This is a genomic window from Streptomyces sp. HD (assembly GCF_028369295.1).
Taxonomy (GTDB): Bacteria; Actinomycetota; Actinomycetes; order Streptomycetales; family Streptomycetaceae; genus Streptomyces.
In genome coordinates this window covers 78,249-93,985 of record NZ_JAQMYP010000036.1, presented here as the reverse complement: position 1 = coordinate 93,985, position 15,737 = coordinate 78,249, and the positions used below count along the sequence as shown (strand labels likewise).

17 protein-coding genes are annotated in these 15,737 nt (G+C 71.0%); 12 read left to right on the top strand and 5 right to left on the bottom strand.

Annotated elements, in window-relative coordinates; all coding sequences use genetic code 11:
- The first annotated feature begins 73 nt into the window (after window positions 1-73).
- Complete coding sequence (locus tag POF73_RS30460; protein ID WP_272121910.1) at window positions 74-937, top strand: thioesterase family protein; 864 nt, start codon at window positions 74-76, stop codon at window positions 935-937.
- A 483-nt stretch (window positions 938-1,420) separates the two neighbouring features.
- On the opposite strand, the gene POF73_RS30455 is transcribed toward POF73_RS30460, so the two are convergent.
- Window positions 1,421-2,047 (bottom strand): TetR family transcriptional regulator, encoded by a 627-nt coding sequence (locus tag POF73_RS30455; RefSeq protein WP_272121908.1) that lies wholly within the window; start codon window positions 2,045-2,047, stop codon window positions 1,421-1,423.
- A 148-nt stretch (window positions 2,048-2,195) separates the two neighbouring features.
- Here POF73_RS30455 and POF73_RS30450 point away from each other — a divergent pair, with 148 nt between their 5' ends.
- The 3 genes from POF73_RS30450 to POF73_RS30440 all read left to right on the top strand — a co-directional run bounded on the left by POF73_RS30450 (window position 2,196) and on the right by POF73_RS30440 (window position 3,931).
- Window positions 2,196-2,348 carry a hypothetical protein gene (locus tag POF73_RS30450; protein ID WP_272121906.1) on the top strand — a complete coding sequence of 51 codons (153 nt, stop codon included), beginning with the start codon at window positions 2,196-2,198 and terminating at the stop codon, window positions 2,346-2,348.
- 43 nt (window positions 2,349-2,391) lie between these two features.
- Complete coding sequence (locus POF73_RS30445; RefSeq protein ID WP_272121904.1) at window positions 2,392-2,664, top strand: DUF4190 domain-containing protein; 273 nt, start codon at window positions 2,392-2,394, stop codon at window positions 2,662-2,664.
- 91 nt (window positions 2,665-2,755) lie between these two features.
- Complete coding sequence (locus tag POF73_RS30440) at window positions 2,756-3,931, top strand: cysteine desulfurase family protein (RefSeq protein ID WP_272121902.1); 1,176 nt, start codon at window positions 2,756-2,758, stop codon at window positions 3,929-3,931.
- Between the two features lie 4 nt (window positions 3,932-3,935).
- Here POF73_RS30440 and POF73_RS30435 read toward each other — a convergent pair whose 3' ends face one another.
- Window positions 3,936-4,604 carry an N-acetylmuramoyl-L-alanine amidase gene (locus tag POF73_RS30435; protein WP_272121899.1) on the bottom strand — a complete coding sequence of 223 codons (669 nt, stop codon included), beginning with the start codon at window positions 4,602-4,604 and terminating at the stop codon, window positions 3,936-3,938.
- Window positions 4,605-4,664: 60 nt separating this feature from the next.
- Here POF73_RS30435 and mnmA point away from each other — a divergent pair, with 60 nt between their 5' ends.
- Window positions 4,665-5,795 (top strand): tRNA 2-thiouridine(34) synthase MnmA, encoded by a 1,131-nt coding sequence (gene mnmA / locus POF73_RS30430; protein WP_272121897.1) that lies wholly within the window; start codon window positions 4,665-4,667, stop codon window positions 5,793-5,795.
- A gap of 12 nt (window positions 5,796-5,807) precedes the next feature.
- Here the strand turns inward: mnmA and POF73_RS30425 are convergent, their stop codons facing one another.
- Both POF73_RS30425 and POF73_RS30420 read right to left on the bottom strand, forming a co-directional pair.
- A complete protein-coding gene (locus POF73_RS30425) occupies window positions 5,808-6,587 on the bottom strand; it encodes an alpha/beta fold hydrolase (protein WP_272121895.1) in 780 nt (259 codons plus the stop codon).
- Window positions 6,588-6,624: 37 nt separating this feature from the next.
- Entirely contained in the window at window positions 6,625-6,948 is a 324-nt protein-coding gene (locus POF73_RS30420) for a DUF427 domain-containing protein (protein ID WP_272121893.1), read from the bottom strand.
- 50 nt (window positions 6,949-6,998) lie between these two features.
- On the opposite strand from POF73_RS30420, the gene POF73_RS30415 reads away from it, so the two are divergent.
- The 5 genes from POF73_RS30415 to POF73_RS30395 all read left to right on the top strand — a co-directional run bounded on the left by POF73_RS30415 (window position 6,999) and on the right by POF73_RS30395 (window position 14,060).
- Window positions 6,999-7,538 (top strand): TIGR00730 family Rossman fold protein, encoded by a 540-nt coding sequence (locus POF73_RS30415; protein WP_272121891.1) that lies wholly within the window; start codon window positions 6,999-7,001, stop codon window positions 7,536-7,538.
- An 18-nt stretch (window positions 7,539-7,556) separates the two neighbouring features.
- Window positions 7,557-8,255, top strand: a complete 699-nt coding sequence (locus POF73_RS30410) for an SDR family oxidoreductase (protein WP_272121889.1) — start codon at window positions 7,557-7,559, stop codon at window positions 8,253-8,255.
- Between the two features lie 76 nt (window positions 8,256-8,331).
- Window positions 8,332-9,339 (top strand): methionine synthase, encoded by a 1,008-nt coding sequence (locus POF73_RS30405; RefSeq protein ID WP_272121887.1) that lies wholly within the window; start codon window positions 8,332-8,334, stop codon window positions 9,337-9,339.
- A gap of 15 nt (window positions 9,340-9,354) precedes the next feature.
- Window positions 9,355-11,553, top strand: a complete 2,199-nt coding sequence (gene ligA, locus POF73_RS30400) for an NAD-dependent DNA ligase LigA (RefSeq protein ID WP_272121885.1) — start codon at window positions 9,355-9,357, stop codon at window positions 11,551-11,553.
- 272 nt (window positions 11,554-11,825) lie between these two features.
- Window positions 11,826-14,060 carry a putative bifunctional diguanylate cyclase/phosphodiesterase gene (locus POF73_RS30395; protein ID WP_272121882.1) on the top strand — a complete coding sequence of 745 codons (2,235 nt, stop codon included), beginning with the start codon at window positions 11,826-11,828 and terminating at the stop codon, window positions 14,058-14,060.
- A 125-nt stretch (window positions 14,061-14,185) separates the two neighbouring features.
- Here the strand turns inward: POF73_RS30395 and POF73_RS30390 are convergent, their stop codons facing one another.
- Window positions 14,186-14,773, bottom strand: a complete 588-nt coding sequence (locus POF73_RS30390) for a TetR/AcrR family transcriptional regulator (RefSeq protein WP_272121880.1) — start codon at window positions 14,771-14,773, stop codon at window positions 14,186-14,188.
- Window positions 14,774-14,861: 88 nt separating this feature from the next.
- Between POF73_RS30390 and POF73_RS30385 the strand changes: the two genes are divergently transcribed.
- Complete coding sequence (locus POF73_RS30385) at window positions 14,862-15,233, top strand: DUF4267 domain-containing protein (protein WP_272121878.1); 372 nt, start codon at window positions 14,862-14,864, stop codon at window positions 15,231-15,233.
- Window positions 15,234-15,438: 205 nt separating this feature from the next.
- On the top strand, window positions 15,439-15,735 hold the full coding sequence (gene gatC, locus POF73_RS30380) for an Asp-tRNA(Asn)/Glu-tRNA(Gln) amidotransferase subunit GatC (protein ID WP_031485327.1): 297 nt from the start codon (window positions 15,439-15,441) through the stop codon (window positions 15,733-15,735).
- The last annotated feature ends 2 nt before the right edge of the window (window positions 15,736-15,737 follow it).

The following is a 15,737-nucleotide window of genomic DNA, read 5'->3' as shown; positions in this document are numbered from 1 at the left end:
GTCTCAATGCCTTTCGGCCTGCACGGAGAGCGAAAAGCTACCGCTTAGTAGTTTGCTGTTGTACCGTTCATCCATGCCAGAAGCAGCCTCCGCACCGACGGCCCCACGGGCCACGATCGGCGACAGCGAGTTCGACCGCGACACCGCGCTCACCCTGCGCGAACCCGGCGTCTACGACATCGACCTCTCCGCCGGCTGGACCATCATCAGCGCCGTCAACGGCGGCTATCTGCTGGCCGTCCTCGGCCGCGCCCTCGCGGACGCCCTGCCGCACGGCGACCCGTTCACCATCTCCGCGCACTACCTGACCGCGTCCCAACCGGGCCCGGCGGTCGTCCGCACGGACGTGGTCCGCACGGGCCGCACCCTGTCCACCGGCCAGGCCTCGCTCTTCCAGTACGACGACCAGGGCAACGAGGTCGAACGCATCCGCGTCCTCGCCTCCTACGGCGACCTCGACGCCCTCCCCGACGACGTTCGTACGACGGCCAAGCCGCCCGCGATCCCGCCGATGGGCCACTGCTTCGGCCCCGAGGACGGTCCGGCACCGGTGTCGGGCAGCTCGGCGATCGCCGACCGCCTGATGCTCAAGCTCGACCCGTCGACCCTGGGCTGGGCGCTGGGCCAGCCCTCGGGCAAGGGCGAGATGCGGGCCTGGTTCGGCCTCGCCGACGGCCGCGACGCCGACCCGCTGTCCCTGCTGCTCGCGGTGGACGCCCTGCCGCCGACCGCCTTCGAGATCGGCATCTCCGGCTGGGTCCCCACGGTCGAACTCACGGTCCACATACGCTGCCGCCCGGCCCCGGGGCCGCTGCGGGTGTCGATCACGACGCGCAACCTCGCGGGCGGGTTCCTGGAGGAGGACGCGGAGGTCTGGGACAGCGCGGACCGGCTGGTGGCCCAGTCGAGGCAGCTGGCGCGGGTGCGGCTGGGCTGAGGCCCCGTTGTGTCACGGGCCTGTACCAGCGAGTGGCGCGAGGCTCCGAGGGAACGCGCAGGTCGGCGAGGCCTCTTGGGCGGTGCTTTGCCCGGCGCACAGGTGATCGACAGCAGGACCTCAAGGAAGCCCTGAGCGGCGTTGGTTGAGTTCCGGCTCCAAGGACTCTCCTCATCTTCCATGGAGCTGTTTCTCATGAAGCGTGCGCGTCTTCTCCCCGCCGTGGCCCTGCTGGCGCTCTCGCCCCTGGCCCTGGGGGCCTGCGGATCCGGCGACTCGTCGTAAGAACTCGAACAGTGGCAACTCCGGTCGGCAGTCGTCGTCTTGCCGGCCGCCGTCCGGGGCGCCCGGTGGCGCCCCGAGCGGTGCACCGAGCGCGGCGGCGTCGGCGACCAAGAGCTGACGCGGGACGACTTGCGTCAGGGGCGGTACTCCCGGTGAACGGGGGTGCCGCCCTGTCGTGTTGCGTCGTGTTGCCGGTGCTCAGTCCAGCCAGTGCTCGCGCCCGATGCTGATCAGCCGCATCTGACGGGTCGCGACCTGGGCGACGCGCTCCCGCTCCTCTTCCGGCTCCTCCAGGGCGTCCAGGAACAGGGAGGCCGTCATCAGCATCTGGTCGACGTAGAGGTTGGCCAGCATCAGGAGGTCGTCGTCGCCCCAGCCCCGGGAGACCGGGTCCTTGGTGAGCGCGACCTTCACCTCCTCGGCGAACTGGGCCAGTTGGTCCTGGATCGCCTCGCGCACCGACTGCACCCCGCCGTGCCGTTCCCGGGCGATGAAGCGGACGTGGGCCGGGTGTGTGTCGACATGCCGGGCGATCAGCTCGACGGCGCGTTCTATGCGCAGGTCGCTGTCGCCGGCGGAGGTGACGATCTTGCGGATCATCGGGTGCAGACTGCCCAGCGCCTCCTCGACGAGAGCGACGCCGAGGTCGGCGGTGGAGCGGAAGTGCCGGTAGAAGGCGGTCGGGGCGACGCCGACCTCGCGCGTGACCTCGCGCAGGCCCAGACTGCTCAGGCTCTGCTCCTCCAGCAGTCCCAACGCCGCGTCCAGGAGCGCCTGTCGGGTCTTCTGTTTCTGGGCCTGCCGAATGCCGAGGGTGTGACTCATGCCATGCAGTTAACAACTGTTCTCTGGAATTGAAAAGCCGTGGGGCACGCTAGACTTGGGAGTCAGTGAACAACTGTTACTACAACTGTTCACCGAAACGTAACGAGAGAGATCGCCGAAAGAGAGATCTCGAAGGGGGATCCGACCCATGCTGTTCCTCGTCGCCGCACTCCTGCTGCTGGGTGTGCTGCTGGGCGCCGTGGCCCACGCACCGCTCACCTTCACCGCTGTCGCCGCCGCCGTGATCGCCGTCTGGCTGGGCATCTTCGCCGCCCGCGAGCGTCACGCCCGCCGCAACTGACCCCATCGACCGGACCGAACCGACTCCTCAGGAGCTGACAATCATGCAACTCACCGCACCGGCCACCCCCCGCCCCGGCACCCGCACCCGCGACGCCGACGGCATGGCCGTGGCGTCCTTCATCCTCGGCCTCCTCGGCCTCCTGGTCTTCAACGTCTTCCTCGGCCCGACCGCCATCGTCCTGGCAGCGGCGTCCCTCTGGCGCGGCACCGCCCGCAAGGGCCGCGCCTACCTGGGGATGGGGCTGGGCGTCGCTGACCTGCTGGTCCTGGTGACGCTGATGCAGATGGACAGCACGTTGTCCTGGAGCTTCTAGCGGACGTCGTCCCGCAGCTTCCAGCGGCTGCTGCCACCCGGGGCCCTTGGCTCGGGGGCGCCCACCAGGGCGCCGTAGAATCGTCGCCACCATGGCTTACCTCGACCACGCCGCGACCACCCCCATGCTCCCGGAGGCGGCAGAGGCGCTGACCGCCCAGCTGAGCGTCACCGGCAACGCGTCCTCCCTCCACGCATCCGGCCGCCGCGCGAGGCGCACCGTCGAGGAGGCCCGCGAGACCCTCGCGGAAGCGCTCGGCGCCCGCCCCAGCGAGGTCGTCTTCACCTCCGGCGGCACCGAGGCCGACAACCTCGCGGTCAAGGGCCTGTACTGGTCCCGCCGCGACGCCGACCCGGCGCGGACCCGCACCCGCGTCCTGGCCAGCCCCGTCGAACACCACGCCGTACTCGACGCCGTCCACTGGCTCGCCGAACACGAGGGCGCCACCGTCGAGTACCTCCCGGTCGACGCCCACGGCCGGGTCCACCCGGACGCTCTGCGCGAGGCCATCGCCCGCAGCCCCCACGACATCGCCCTGGCCACCGTGATGTGGGCCAACAACGAGATCGGCACCGTCATGCCGGTCCGTGAACTGGCCGACGTGGCAAGGGAGTTCGACGTCCCGCTGCACGCCGACGCGGTCCAGGCCTTCGGTCAGGTCCCCGTCGACTTCGCCGCCTCCGGCCTCGCCGCGATGACGGTGTCGGGCCACAAGATCGGCGGCCCGTACGGCATCGGCGCCCTGATCCTCGGCCGTGAGTACACCCCCGTCCCCGTCCTGCACGGCGGCGGGCAGGAACGCCACGTCCGCTCCGGCACCCTCGACGTCCCCGCCATCGCCTCCTTCGCGGTCGCCGGCCGCCTCGCCGCCGAACAGCGCGAGTGGTTCGCATCCGAGATCGGCACCCTGCGCGACGCCCTCGTCGAGGCGGTCCGTACGGCGGTGCCGGACGCGATCCTCGGCGGCGACCCGGCATCCGACGGCCGTCTCCCGGCCAACGCGCACTTCACCTTCCCGGGCTGCGAGGGCGACTCCCTGCTCCTCCTCCTGGACGCCCAGGGCATCGAGTGCTCCACCGGCTCCGCCTGCACCGCGGGCGTCGCCCAGCCCAGCCACGTCCTCCTGGCCACCGGCACCGACCCCGACCTGGCCCGCGGCACGCTCCGCTTCTCCCTCGGCCACACCTCCACGGAGGCCGACGTCGAAGCGGTCGCCAAGGCGATCGGCCCGGCGGTGGAACGGGCACGGGCGGCAGGGCTCACCTAGCGCGCTACGCGGGCGCCGCCGTACGCGCCGCCCGCACCAGCTTCATGTACCGGTCCCAGTCCCAGTGCTCCCCGGGATCCGTGTGGTCGGTCCCCGGCACCTCCACATGCCCGATGATGTGCTCGCGGTCGACGGGTATGTCGTAGCGCGCGCATATCCGGGCCGTGAGCCGCGCGGACGCCTCGTACATCTCGTCCGTGAGGTCCTGCGGCCGCTCCACGAAGCCCTCGTGCTCGATGCCGACACTGCGCTCGTTGTAGTCGCGGTTGCCCGCGTGGTACGCCACGTCCAGCTCGCGGATCATCTGTGTGACGTGGCCGTCCTTGCGGACGATGTAGTGCGCGGCCGCTCCGTGCTCCGGGTCCTGGAACGCCTTCACCGCGCTGTCGAAGCTGCCCTGGGTGACATGGATGATCACCATGTCGATGCCGTAGTCGTCGGGCCGGTCCGCCCGCCGCCAGTTCGCGTCCGACGCCGCCACCCAGCGCGCCCCGGCGTAGTCGACCTCGCCCTCCTTGCGTGGCTTCTCCACGCCGGGCACCCGCCACCACAGGCGCGCCAGCTCGTCGCGGGCCAGCACGGCCGAGCCCACCGCGGCCGCCGTACCGCCGATGAGCAACGCGCGACGACCGACCTTCCGGTCGCCGTCCTTCGAGGCCTTCCGCTGTCCCATGTGATCGTCAACGGATACTCGGGAGCCCTGGTTCCCGCGCCCCCTTACCCTGGAAGGGTTATGACTGACACCGCGCAGCCCTCCCGCCCCCTCCGCGTCCTCGCCGCCATGTCCGGCGGGGTCGACTCCGCCGTAGCCGCCGCCCGCGCCGCCGAAGCGGGCCACGACGTGACCGGCGTCCACCTCGCGCTCTCCGCGAACCCCCAATCCTTCCGCACGGGCGCGCGGGGCTGTTGCACCATCGAGGACTCCCGCGACGCCCGCCGTGCCGCCGACGTCATCGGCATCCCGTTCTACGTCTGGGACCTCGCCGACCGCTTCCGCGAGGACGTCGTCGAGGACTTCATCGCCGAGTACGAGGCCGGCCGCACCCCGAACCCCTGCCTGCGCTGCAACGAGAAGATCAAGTTCGCGGCCCTCCTGGACAAGGCGCTGGCCCTCGGCTTCGACGCCGTCTGCACGGGCCACTACGCCACGGTCGTCCTCAACGAGGACGGCACCCGCGAACTGCACCGCGCCTCCGACATGGCCAAGGACCAGTCGTACGTCCTCGGCGTCCTGGACGAGAAGCAGCTGGCGCACGCGATGTTCCCGCTCGGCGACACGCTGACGACCAAGGACGAGATCCGTGCGGAGGCCGAGCGCCGTGGCCTCGCGGTCGCCAAGAAGCCCGACTCGCACGACATCTGCTTCATCGCCGACGGAGACACCCAGGGCTTCCTCGCGAACCGCCTCGGCAAGGCGGAGGGCGACATCGTCGACGAGTCGGGAGCCAGGCTCGGCACGCACGAGGGCGCGTACGGCTTCACCATCGGCCAGCGCAAGGGCCTGCGCATCGGCACCCCGGCCGCCGACGGCAAGCCGCGCTACGTCCTCGACATCTCGCCGGTGAACAACACGGTGACGGTCGGCCCGGCGTCCGCGCTGGACGTGACCGCCCTGACCGCCATCAAGCCCCGCTGGTGCGGCACCGCCCCGACCGGCCCCGGCACCTACACCGCCCAGCTGCGCGCCCACGGCGGCGAGACCGAGGTGACCGCCGAACTGATCGACGGCTCCCTGGAGGTCACCTTCACCGAGCCGGTCCGCGGCGTCGCCCCCGGCCAGGCGATCGTCCTGTACGACGACACGCGCGTGGTGGGCTCGGCGACGATCGCGTCCACGGTTCGGGCGACTCCGACGGCGGTCTGAGGCCGCCCAGGGTCACCTCCCGAAGAACTCCGCGAGCACCGGCGCGAGCACCTCCGGCTCCACCATGTGGGTCTGCCCCGCCAGGCTCCGATACGCCCCCTCGGGCACCGTCTCCGCGACCGCCCGCGCCGCCTCGTGCATCCACGCGGGGCTCGCGCTGCCCGCGACGGCCAGCACCGGGATGCCGATCGAGGCCAGCCGGTCCCGGGGCACCAGGCCGTCGCCCATCACGGCGTTGTCGTAGGCGAGGCTCGGCGCGATCCTCTCCATGCCGGGCCACATGGGGGACTGGCGTGCACCCTGGATCATCTGCTCGGCCATCCCGGTCAGCCGCAAGAACAGCTCGACGGCGTCCCCACGACTCCCCTGAGCGAGCGCTTCCGTGAGCCGCTCGGTGTACTCCGCTCGCTCCTTCGCGCCGCCCTCGTAGACGGCGAACGGCACCTCGTACACCGCGACCTGACGCACCGGCAGCCCGCTCGCCGCCGCCTCCAGCACCAGCGCGCCGCCCGACGAGACGCCGCACAGCGCCGCCTCCCCGCCCACCGCCTCGATCAACGCGGCAAGGTCCTCGACCTCGCGCTCCACCGCGTACGGCGGCGTGTCACGGCTCTGACCGCGCCCGCGCCTGTCGTACACGGCGACCCTGAAACGGTCCGCCAGAGCCACGGCCAGCGGCGCCACGGTGCCCCCGGTGGACATCGCACCGCTGACGAGGATCACCACCGGACCCTCGCCGCGGATCTCGTACGCGATGGAGGTGCCGTCGGCCGAAATGGTCTTCTTGTCCATGCCTGTGGAGACTGCCCTACGGCACGGAACTAATCGCTCACGACACTTCGACGTCGTAGAAGCAGAGGTGGTCCTTGATCTCGGCCACGTCCGGCTTGGGGTCCGGGTACGCCCAGACCAGGTCCGTCGTGTCCGGCAGGGACCAGTAGGAGGCCGTTCCCTTGAACGGGCAGTACGTGTGCGTGTCGGAGGGAGTGAGCAGGTCGAGTCGTACGTCCTCGGCCGGGATGTAGTAACGCACCGGACAGCCGGTCTCCCGCAGGACGAGGGGGCGGTCGCTCTCCGCCAGGACCTGGTCGCCGTGAACGACCCGTACGCGTCGCGTGCCCTGCTCGATCGTGATCGTGTGTCCATCAGCCATACCCGGAAAGCGCTCGCGGGCGCCTGGTTCTTCCCGCGTACGGTGGCCTCATGCGAATCTGCGTCTTCCTCTCCGCCGCCGACCTCGACGACCGTTACACGCACCCCGCGCGCGAGTTCGCGAAACTGCTGGGCAAGGGCGGGCACACGCTCGTCTGGGGCGGCTCCGACGTCGGGCTGATGAAGGTCGTCGCGGACGGGGTGCAGGAGGCGGGCGGCCGCCTCGTCGGCGTCTCCGTGGAGTTCCTGGCCGCCAAGGCCCGCCCGGGCGTCGACGAGATGGTGATCGCCAAGGACCTCGCCGAGCGCAAGAGGCTGCTGCTGGAGAAGGCCGACGCCGTGGTGATCATGGTCGGCGGCACGGGCACGCTCGACGAGGCCACCGAGATCCTGGAGCTGAAGAAGCACGGCCACACCGACAAGCCGGTGGTGCTGCTCAACACCGCGGGCTTCTACGACGGCCTGAAGGAGCAGTTCCGCCGCATGGAGGACGAGGGCTTCCTGCCCCGCCCGCTGACCGACCTGGTGTTCTTCGCCGAGGAGCCGGTCGGGGCGCTGGCCTACCTGGAGGAGAGCCAGGGCGTGGAGTGAGTTCCCGCTGATGCGAGCATGGCGGGCATGGCTACACATGTGATCACCGGAGCCGGATCCGGCATCGGCGCGGCCGTCGCCCGCCGCCTGCACGCGCGCGGGGACGAACTCGTCCTCCACGCGCGCGACGCGGGCCGCGCGAAGGAACTGGCGGCGGAGTTCCCCGGCGCGCGGACGCTCGTCGGCGACCTGGCGGACCCGGACAAGCTGTCCTGGGCCTTCTCCCACCAGTCCCTCCCGGACCGGGTGGACTCCCTGCTGCACATCGCCGGGGTCGTGGACCTGGGCCCGGTGGGCGACCTGACCCCGAAGGCCTGGCGCCACCAGCTCAACGTCAACCTGATCTCCCCGGCCGAACTGACCCGCCACTTCCTCCCCCAACTGCGCGCCACCCGCGGCCATGTGGTCTTCGTGAACTCCGGCGCAGGCCTCAACGCGCACGCCGACTGGTCCGCGTACGCCGCGTCGAAGCACGGCCTGAAGGCCCTCGCGGACTCCCTCCGCCACGAGGAGCACGCGGGCGGCGTCCGCGTCACCAGCGTCTACCCCGGCCGCACCGCCAGCCCCATGCAGGCCAAGGTGCATCAGCAGGAGGGCAAGGAGTACGACGCCTCGAAGTGGATCGACCCCGAGTCGGTGGCCACGACGATCCTGATGGCCCTGGACCTGCCGAGGGACGCTGAGGTGAACGACCTGACGGTGCGGCCGGGGCGCTGACCGGCCGGAGGGGCGAAGGCGGTCCTGGAAGCCACAGGGGGGAAGCCGGTACCGGAAGGTTGCATAGGCTTCCCGGGTGAGTGAAAACAGCCCGTTCACCTTCGCCCCTGCCACAGCCATCGGTTCCATGCCCGGCGGCGACGCCCGTGAGGCCGCCAAGACCGGCACCGGGTCCTTCGGCGACTTCCCGTTCCTCGCCGAGCTTCCCGCCCGCGGCCCCGGCGCGGACATGATCGGCCGGACCGCGGGGATGCTCGTCGAGCTGTACGCGCGCGTGGAGCCCAGCGGCTGGCGGATCGGGGATCGGCCGGGGCGGGACACCAAGCGGGCGAGGTCCTGGCTGAGGGAGGACCTCGACGCCCTGGAGGAGTTCACCCAGGGGTACGAGGGGATGCTGAAGGTCCAGGCCGTGGGCCCGTGGACGCTGGCCGCCGCACTGGAGCTGAGGAACGGCGAGGCAGCGCTCTCCGACGCCGGCGCCTGCCGGGACCTCGCCGCCTCCCTCGCCGAAGGCCTGCGCCAGCACCTTGCGGAGGTCCACCGCCGAGTCCCCGGCGCCCAGCTCGTCCTCCAGCTCGACGAGCCCTCCCTCGTCGCCGTACTGCGCGGCCAGGTCAAGACCGCCAGCGGCTACCGGACCCACCGCGCCGTCGACCGGCAGATCGTCGAGGCCACCCTCCGCGACGTCGTCGGGGTTCACGGCGACGGCCCCGTCGTGGTCCACTCGTGCGCACCGGACGTCCCGTTCGGCCTGCTGCGCAGGGCGGGCGCGGCGGCGATCTCCTTCGACTTCTCCCTCCTCACCGAGCGTGACGACGACGCGATCGGCGAGGCGGTGGAAGGCGGCACCCGGCTCTTCGCCGGTGTCGTCCCGGGCACGGACGGCCCATTGTCAGACCCTGCCGGTAGCGTCATGGGTGTCAGGACGTTGTGGCGCAGGCTGGGGCTGTCACCGGGGCTTCTCACGGAGGCGGTCACGGTCACGCCGTCGTGCGGACTCGCGGGGGCCTCCCCGGAGTACGCGCGCAGGGCTCTCGCCCACTGCGTCCGGGCGGCGAGATCCCTCGCGGACAACCCAGAGTAACGGGAGGACAACACGGTGGCCGGCGACAAGCAAGCGGAGACGACGGCGGTGCCCGCCGAGGCCCGCGAAAAGCACGCGCAGCTGGCGGAGCAGGTCGAGGAGCACCGCTTCCGGTACTACGTGAAGGACGCTCCGGTCGTCAGCGACGCGGATTTCGACAAGCTGCTGAAGACTCTGGAGGCGCTGGAGGAGGAGTACCCGGAGCTGCGTACGCCGGACTCGCCCACCCAGAAGGTCGCGGGGTCGTACGAGACGGAGTTCACGGCGGTCGAGCACCGCCAGCGGATGCTGTCGCTCGACAACACCTTCAACGACGACGAACTCGCCGCCTGGGCCGACCGGATCGCGCGGGAACTGGGCGATCAGGAGTACCACTTCCTGTGCGAGCTGAAGGTCGACGGTCTGGCCGTCAACCTGACGTACGAGAACGGCCGGCTCACGCGCGCTGCCACGCGCGGCGACGGCCGTACCGGCGAGGACATCACTCCGAACGTCCGGACGATCGCCGAGATCCCGGACCGCCTCAAGGGCGACGAGGTCCCCGCCCTGGTGGAGATCCGCGGCGAGGTCTACTTCCCGATGGAGAAGTTCCTCGAACTCAACGAGCGCCTGGTCGCCGCGGGGGACAAGCCCTTCGCCAACCCCCGCAACGCCGCCGCCGGTTCGCTGCGCCAGAAGGACCCGCGCGTCACCGCGACCCGCCCGCTGCACATGGTCGTCCACGGCATCGGCGCCCTGGAGGGCTTCACGGGCATGACCCGCCTCTCCGAGGCGTACGACCTGCTCAAGACCTGGGGCCTGCCCACTTCGCGGCACAACCGGGTCGTGGACGACCTCGGCGGCGTGCGGGAGTTCATCGCCCATTACGACGGCGAGAACCGCCACTCCGTCGAGCACGAGATCGACGGCGCCGTCGTCAAGCTGGACGAGATCCGGCTCCAGGGCCGCCTCGGCTCCACCGCCCGGGCGCCCCGCTGGGCGATCGCCTACAAGTACGCGCCGGAAGAGGTCAACACCAAGCTCATCGACGTCAAGGTGGGCGTCGGCCGCACCGGCCGCGTCACGCCGTACGCCCAGGTCGAGCCGGTCACGGTCGCGGGCAGTGAGGTCGAGTTCGCGACCCTGCACAACCAGGAGGTCGTCAAGGCCAAGGGCGTGCTGATCGGTGACACCGTGGTGATCCGCAAGGCCGGGGACGTCATCCCGGAGATCCTCGGCCCGGTGGTGGACCTGCGCGACGGCACCGAGCGGGAGTTCGTCATGCCGAGCGAGTGCCCCGAGTGCGGTACGGCGCTCAGGCCCATGAAGGAGGGCGACATCGACCTCCGGTGCCCCAACGCCCGTACCTGCCCCGCTCAGTTGAGAGAGCGCGTCTCCTATCTCGCGGGCCGCGAGTGCCTGGACATCGAGCATTTCGGCGGCGTGGCCGCCGCGGCGCTCACCCGCCCGCTGGAACCGGCCGACCCGCCCCTGGTCGACGAGGGCGACTTGTTCGATCTCACGGTGGAAAAGCTGCTGCCCATCAAGGCCTACGTCCTCGATCAGGACAGCGGCCTGCCCAAGAGGGACCCCAAGACGGGCGAGGAGAAGGTCGTCACGGTCTTCGCGAACCAGAAGGGCGAGCCGAAGAAGAACACCCTCGCGCTGCTGGAGCACATCGAGGCGGCCAAGCAGCGCCCGCTGGCCCGGTTCCTCAACGGGCTGTCCATCCGGCACGTCGGGCCGGTGGCGGCCCAGGCCCTCGCGCGTGAGTTCCGCTCGGTCGACCGTATCGAGCAGGCCACCGAAGAGGAGCTGGCGGCGACCGACGGTGTCGGTCCCATCATCGCCGCCGCGCTCAAGGAATGGTTCGCCGAGGACTGGCACCGCGAGATCGTCCGCAAGTGGAAGGCCGCCGGGGTTCCGCTGGAGGAGCAGTCGACCGGCGAGGACGAGGGACCGCGCCCGCTGGAAGGGCTTACCGTCGTCGTCACCGGCACGCTGGAGCAGTTCACCCGCGACGGCGCCAAGGAGGCGCTGCAAAGTCGCGGAGCGAAGGTGACCGGCTCCGTTTCGAAGAAGACATCTTTTGTGGTCGTCGGCGACAGTCCAGGGTCCAAGTACGACAAGGCCATGCAGCTGAAGGTGCCTGTCCTGAACGAGGACGGCTTCAAAGTCCTCCTTGACGACGGGCCCGAAGCGGCGGCCGAAGTTGCCCTCCCCGTAGAGGAGTAGCGGTTGAAGGCCCCCCGATCGGCGCATACCAGATGCATACGGGTGGCTGGGGCGCATTCGGGCAACCGTCGGCGACCGTTGCCCGAGGAAGCCTTCTGCGGCCTACTGTTGAGGGGTGCGCCTGCCGTGCCCAGCTGCGGTTGGGGCATCCCCTTGCTCTGAGAGGGCTTTGCAGAGCGAGGGGAAGGGTTTTCCAACGCGGTGCCGTTGAGGGTTGTTGTCGGGCATCGGGCCGCGTGGCGTGGGCACCGCCGGCTGTGAGAGGGACGGGAATGGAACCGACCGAGAGCGCCGCCCCCCACTCACGGCTGCGCCGGATCACCGGCGCGTGGCGGGAGTGGGTGGCGCGCACCGCGGAGCGTTCGCGGGCGGAAAGAGGCGCGGGGAGCGCCGCCGGGCAGCACACCGCGACGGACGGCCGCGCCGGCGTGCAGCTCGGCGCCGAGCCCACCGCCGGGCTGCCGGACTCCGAGCATGAACGGCACCTGTCCTGGCCCGCGCTGCCGGCATCGATCGTCGCGGCGGCCGGGTTCGTCCTCGGAGCCGGTTTCTACCAGGCGTTCAGCGGCAGTCACGCCCTCTTCCCGTCCGGCACGGTCGGCTGGTCGCTGGCCGTGCTGACCGGCGTCATCGTCGGCCACCTGGTCGCGCTCGGACGCGCCCGCTGGTGGGGCGGCACCGGCTCCGGCGCCGCCCTCACCCTCGCCGTGCTGATGCTGTACGGCTGGGTGCCCGCCGGGATGGTCAGCCTCACCGTCGTCGTGCTGGTCGGCATCGCCCGCCGCAACCGCTGGCGGCAGGGCGTGCTGCACGGCGCGGTGGACATCCTCGGCATCGCCGCCGGGGCCCTCGTGCTGGCCGCGTTCGGCCGCGTACCGACCGTCGAGCACCCCTGGAACCCCGACAGCTGGACGCTCTACACCGCCCCCGGCGTGGTGCTCGTCGCCGCCGCCTATCTCGTGGTCACGCGCGTCCTGCTCTGGTATCTGCACGCCCCGCGCGGCGGCCTGCCCACCGTCGCCCGTACCGCCCTGGTCAGGCAGGGACTGGTCGCGGTCGCGCTGCTCGGCATCGCGCCGCTGGTGTGCGTGGTCGCCGTCGCCAAGCCCCTGCTGCTGCCGCTGTTCTCCATCCCGCTCATCGCCCTCGACTCCACCCTGTGGATCGCCCGGGCCCGCGCCGAGGAGCAGCTGCGCGACCCGCTGACCGGGCTGCCCAACCGGCAGTGGCTGCTGGAGCGCATCTGGACCGCGCTCGACGACGCCGAGCGCATCGGCGCCCGGTCCGCCCTGATGCTGATCGACCTCGACCGGTTCCGATCGGTCAACGACACGCTCGGTCATCTCGCCGGTGACCGGTTGCTGTTGCAGATAGCCGACCGGCTGCGGCTCGCCCTGCCGCGCGGAGCGGAGGCCGCGCGGCTCGGCGGCGACGAGTTCGCCGTCTTACTGCCGGTCGCCGACTCCACGACGTCCGCGACCCGGGTCGCCCGCAATCTCGTCGCCGCCCTGAGCTCCCCGCTCGACCTCGACGGGCTCACCCTGGTCCTGGAGGCCAGCGCCGGCGTAGCCGTCTTCCCCGACCACGCGCTCGACGCCGAGGGGCTGCTGCGGCGCGCGGACGTGGCGATGTACCAGGCGAAGCGGGACCGTACGGGCGTAGAGGTCTACGAGTCGAAGCGGGACTCCAACACCCCCGACCGGCTGGGTCTGCTGGGGGATCTGCGCCGGGCGCTCGACGCGCACGAGGTGGAGCTGCACTACCAGCCGAAGGTCCGCTTCGACGGACAGGTGGCCGGGCTGGAGGCGCTGGTCCGCTGGATGCATCCCGAACGCGGGCAGGTGCCGCCGGACGAGTTCATAGCGATCGCCGAGTCGTCGGGGCTGATGCCGCATCTGACGGAGTATGTGCTGGAGACGGCGCTCGGGCAGGTCGCGCAGTGGCGGTCGCAGGGGCTGTACGTGCCCGTAGCCGTCAACGTCTCGCCGCGCGATGTCCACACTCCCGGGTTCGCCGGTTCGGTCGCCGCGCGGCTCGCCCGGCACGGGGTTCCGGCCGGAGCCCTCCAGCTGGAGATAACGGAACACGTCCTCCTGGAGGACCCGCAGCGGGCCGCCGACACACTCGCCGGGCTCACCGGGCACGGCGTGAAGATGTCGCTGGACGACTTCGGGACGGGGTACTCCTCACTGGTCCACCTCAGACGGCTGCCGGTGAGCGAGCTGAAGATCGACCGGTCGTTCGTGGCGCGGCTCGCGGTGGACACCGAGGACGCGGAGATCGTGCGGTGCACGGTGGATCTGGCGCACTCGCTGGGGCTGCTGGTGGTCGCCGAAGGCGTCGAGGACGACGAGACGTGGGAACGGCTGCGCGACCTCGGCTGCGACGCAGTGCAGGGCTGGCTGGTGGCCGCGGCGATGCCCGCGGAAGAGACGACGGCCTGGCTGCGGGCGCGCGGATCACGGGGTTGGCAGCGCCCAAGGGCAGCTCTTCCCGCCGCCGAGTAACGTCAACGCGCCCTTTGGGGGCGCGGGGCTGTATCGATATGCGGCTCCGCCGCGTGGGCGCGACACGCCACGACGGGCCTGCAGACGAAAGACGGCACATCGCGGCACTCCCCATCGCGGCCCCATCAGCGAAGCGCCCCCGCGCTGAAGTGCTCCGTCAGCAGCTCCAGCCTCCGCTCGTGCGCCCCCTCCGGCAGTCGCCCGCTGCGCATCAGCGTCACGAGGCCGTGCAGCCCCGCCCAGTACGTCTCCGTCAGCAGGCCAGGATCGTCTCCCGCGGCCGCGATCGGTTCGACGGCATGCAGTAGCTCGCCGAAGCCTTCCTGCAGTGGCGCCGGGGACTCGGACGTGGCGAACGGCAGGTCGACGCGGTGGGTGAACATGGCGTCGTACAGCGCCGGTCGGCGCCGCGCGAACGCCGTGTAGGCCTCGCCCACCGCCGCAAGCGCCCCGCGCGTGCCCTTGGCCGCCGTCCGGGCCGTACGCAACTCGGCGGCCAGCTCCGCGAAGCCCTGCAACGCCACCGCCGCCATGATCGCGTCCTTGCCCTTGAAGTGGCTGTAGAGGACGGGCTGGCTGTACTCGATCTCCGCCGCCAGGCGGCGCGTGGTGACCGCCTCCCAGCCCTCGGCCTCCGCCAGCTCACGGGCCGCCGTGACGATCAGCCGCTCGCGTTCCGCTCGTTCGCGCTCCTTGCGCGTCTGGATCGACATGCCAGAAATTCTAGCAGTGCTAGCCATCTTGTCGCCGCTCTGCTAGCTTCGCTCTCGTCCCTAGCGTTGCTAGCGAGGAGTCAAGACCATGACCGTGACCGCCTACACCCTGGCCGTCGTGCTCAATCTGTTCTGCCTGTTCCTCGGGTACCGGTTCCTGTTCCAGCCCGGCTCCGCCGCCACCGGCTACGGCGTCCCGGCCCGGCCGGACGGCGACGCCGGCGCCTATCTCTCGATCAAGGGCGTGAGGGACGGCACCTTCGGCGTGGTGGGCCTGGCGCTGCTGTTCTTCGTCGGCGCCCGCGCCGAGGCGTGGTTCATGCTCGCCGTGGCGATCGTGCCGCTCTCCGACACACTGATAGTGCTGCGGCACGGCGGCACGAAGGCCGTGGCCTTCGGGATCCACTTCGCCACGGCGGCCGTCGTCCTCATCAGCGCCGCCCTGCTCTTCGTCGCCTGAACAACTCCGAACAGCTCTGCGCCACACCGTCACCGGGGGTTCGCGACATGTCCCCCGAGGAGCGAGGTCCGGGGCCGGCAGCGTCGGTGAGTGAGCGCCGGCCGGGCCCGACCGGCGCGGGGCCGGGAAACCGTTGCGCGGCCACACGTCCCCGCCCCATAGGATTGGCCCCAAACCACAAACTCTCACCCCAGAGGATCGCTGCATGCCTGGCATCACGCGCGAGGAGGTCGCCCACCTCGCCCGGCTGGCGCGTCTGGAGCTGAAGCCCGAAGAGCTTGAACACTTCGCCGGCCAGCTGGACGACATCATCGGCGCGGTCGCCCGCGTCAGCGAGGTCGCCGACCAAGACGTACCGCCGACCTCGCACCCGCTCCCGCTGACGAACGTCATGCGCGTGGACGAGGTCCGTCCGTCGCTCACCCCCGAGCAGGCGCTCTCCGGCGCCCCGGCCCAGGAGCAGCAGCGTTTCAAGGTGCCGCAGATCCTGGGGGAGGACTAAGA

Coding starts and splice junctions, on each gene's coding strand:
- POF73_RS30425 (WP_272121895.1), bottom strand. CDS start 6,587: ATGGACAAGAAGACCATTTCGGCCGACGGCACCTCCATCGCGTACGAG.
- mnmA (WP_272121897.1), top strand. CDS start 4,665: ATGACTGACACCGCGCAGCCCTCCCGCCCCCTCCGCGTCCTCGCCGCC.
- POF73_RS30385 (WP_272121878.1), top strand. CDS start 14,862: ATGACCGTGACCGCCTACACCCTGGCCGTCGTGCTCAATCTGTTCTGC.
- POF73_RS30435 (WP_272121899.1), bottom strand. CDS start 4,604: ATGGGACAGCGGAAGGCCTCGAAGGACGGCGACCGGAAGGTCGGTCGT.
- POF73_RS30390 (WP_272121880.1), bottom strand. CDS start 14,773: ATGTCGATCCAGACGCGCAAGGAGCGCGAACGAGCGGAACGCGAGCGG.
- POF73_RS30420 (WP_272121893.1), bottom strand. CDS start 6,948: ATGGCTGATGGACACACGATCACGATCGAGCAGGGCACGCGACGCGTA.
- POF73_RS30445 (WP_272121904.1), top strand. CDS start 2,392: ATGCAACTCACCGCACCGGCCACCCCCCGCCCCGGCACCCGCACCCGC.
- POF73_RS30460 (WP_272121910.1), top strand. CDS start 74: ATGCCAGAAGCAGCCTCCGCACCGACGGCCCCACGGGCCACGATCGGC.
- POF73_RS30415 (WP_272121891.1), top strand. CDS start 6,999: ATGCGAATCTGCGTCTTCCTCTCCGCCGCCGACCTCGACGACCGTTAC.
- POF73_RS30440 (WP_272121902.1), top strand. CDS start 2,756: ATGGCTTACCTCGACCACGCCGCGACCACCCCCATGCTCCCGGAGGCG.
- POF73_RS30455 (WP_272121908.1), bottom strand. CDS start 2,047: ATGAGTCACACCCTCGGCATTCGGCAGGCCCAGAAACAGAAGACCCGA.
- POF73_RS30450 (WP_272121906.1), top strand. CDS start 2,196: ATGCTGTTCCTCGTCGCCGCACTCCTGCTGCTGGGTGTGCTGCTGGGC.
- gatC (WP_031485327.1), top strand. CDS start 15,439: ATGCCTGGCATCACGCGCGAGGAGGTCGCCCACCTCGCCCGGCTGGCG.
- POF73_RS30395 (WP_272121882.1), top strand. CDS start 11,826: ATGGAACCGACCGAGAGCGCCGCCCCCCACTCACGGCTGCGCCGGATC.
- POF73_RS30410 (WP_272121889.1), top strand. CDS start 7,557: ATGGCGGGCATGGCTACACATGTGATCACCGGAGCCGGATCCGGCATC.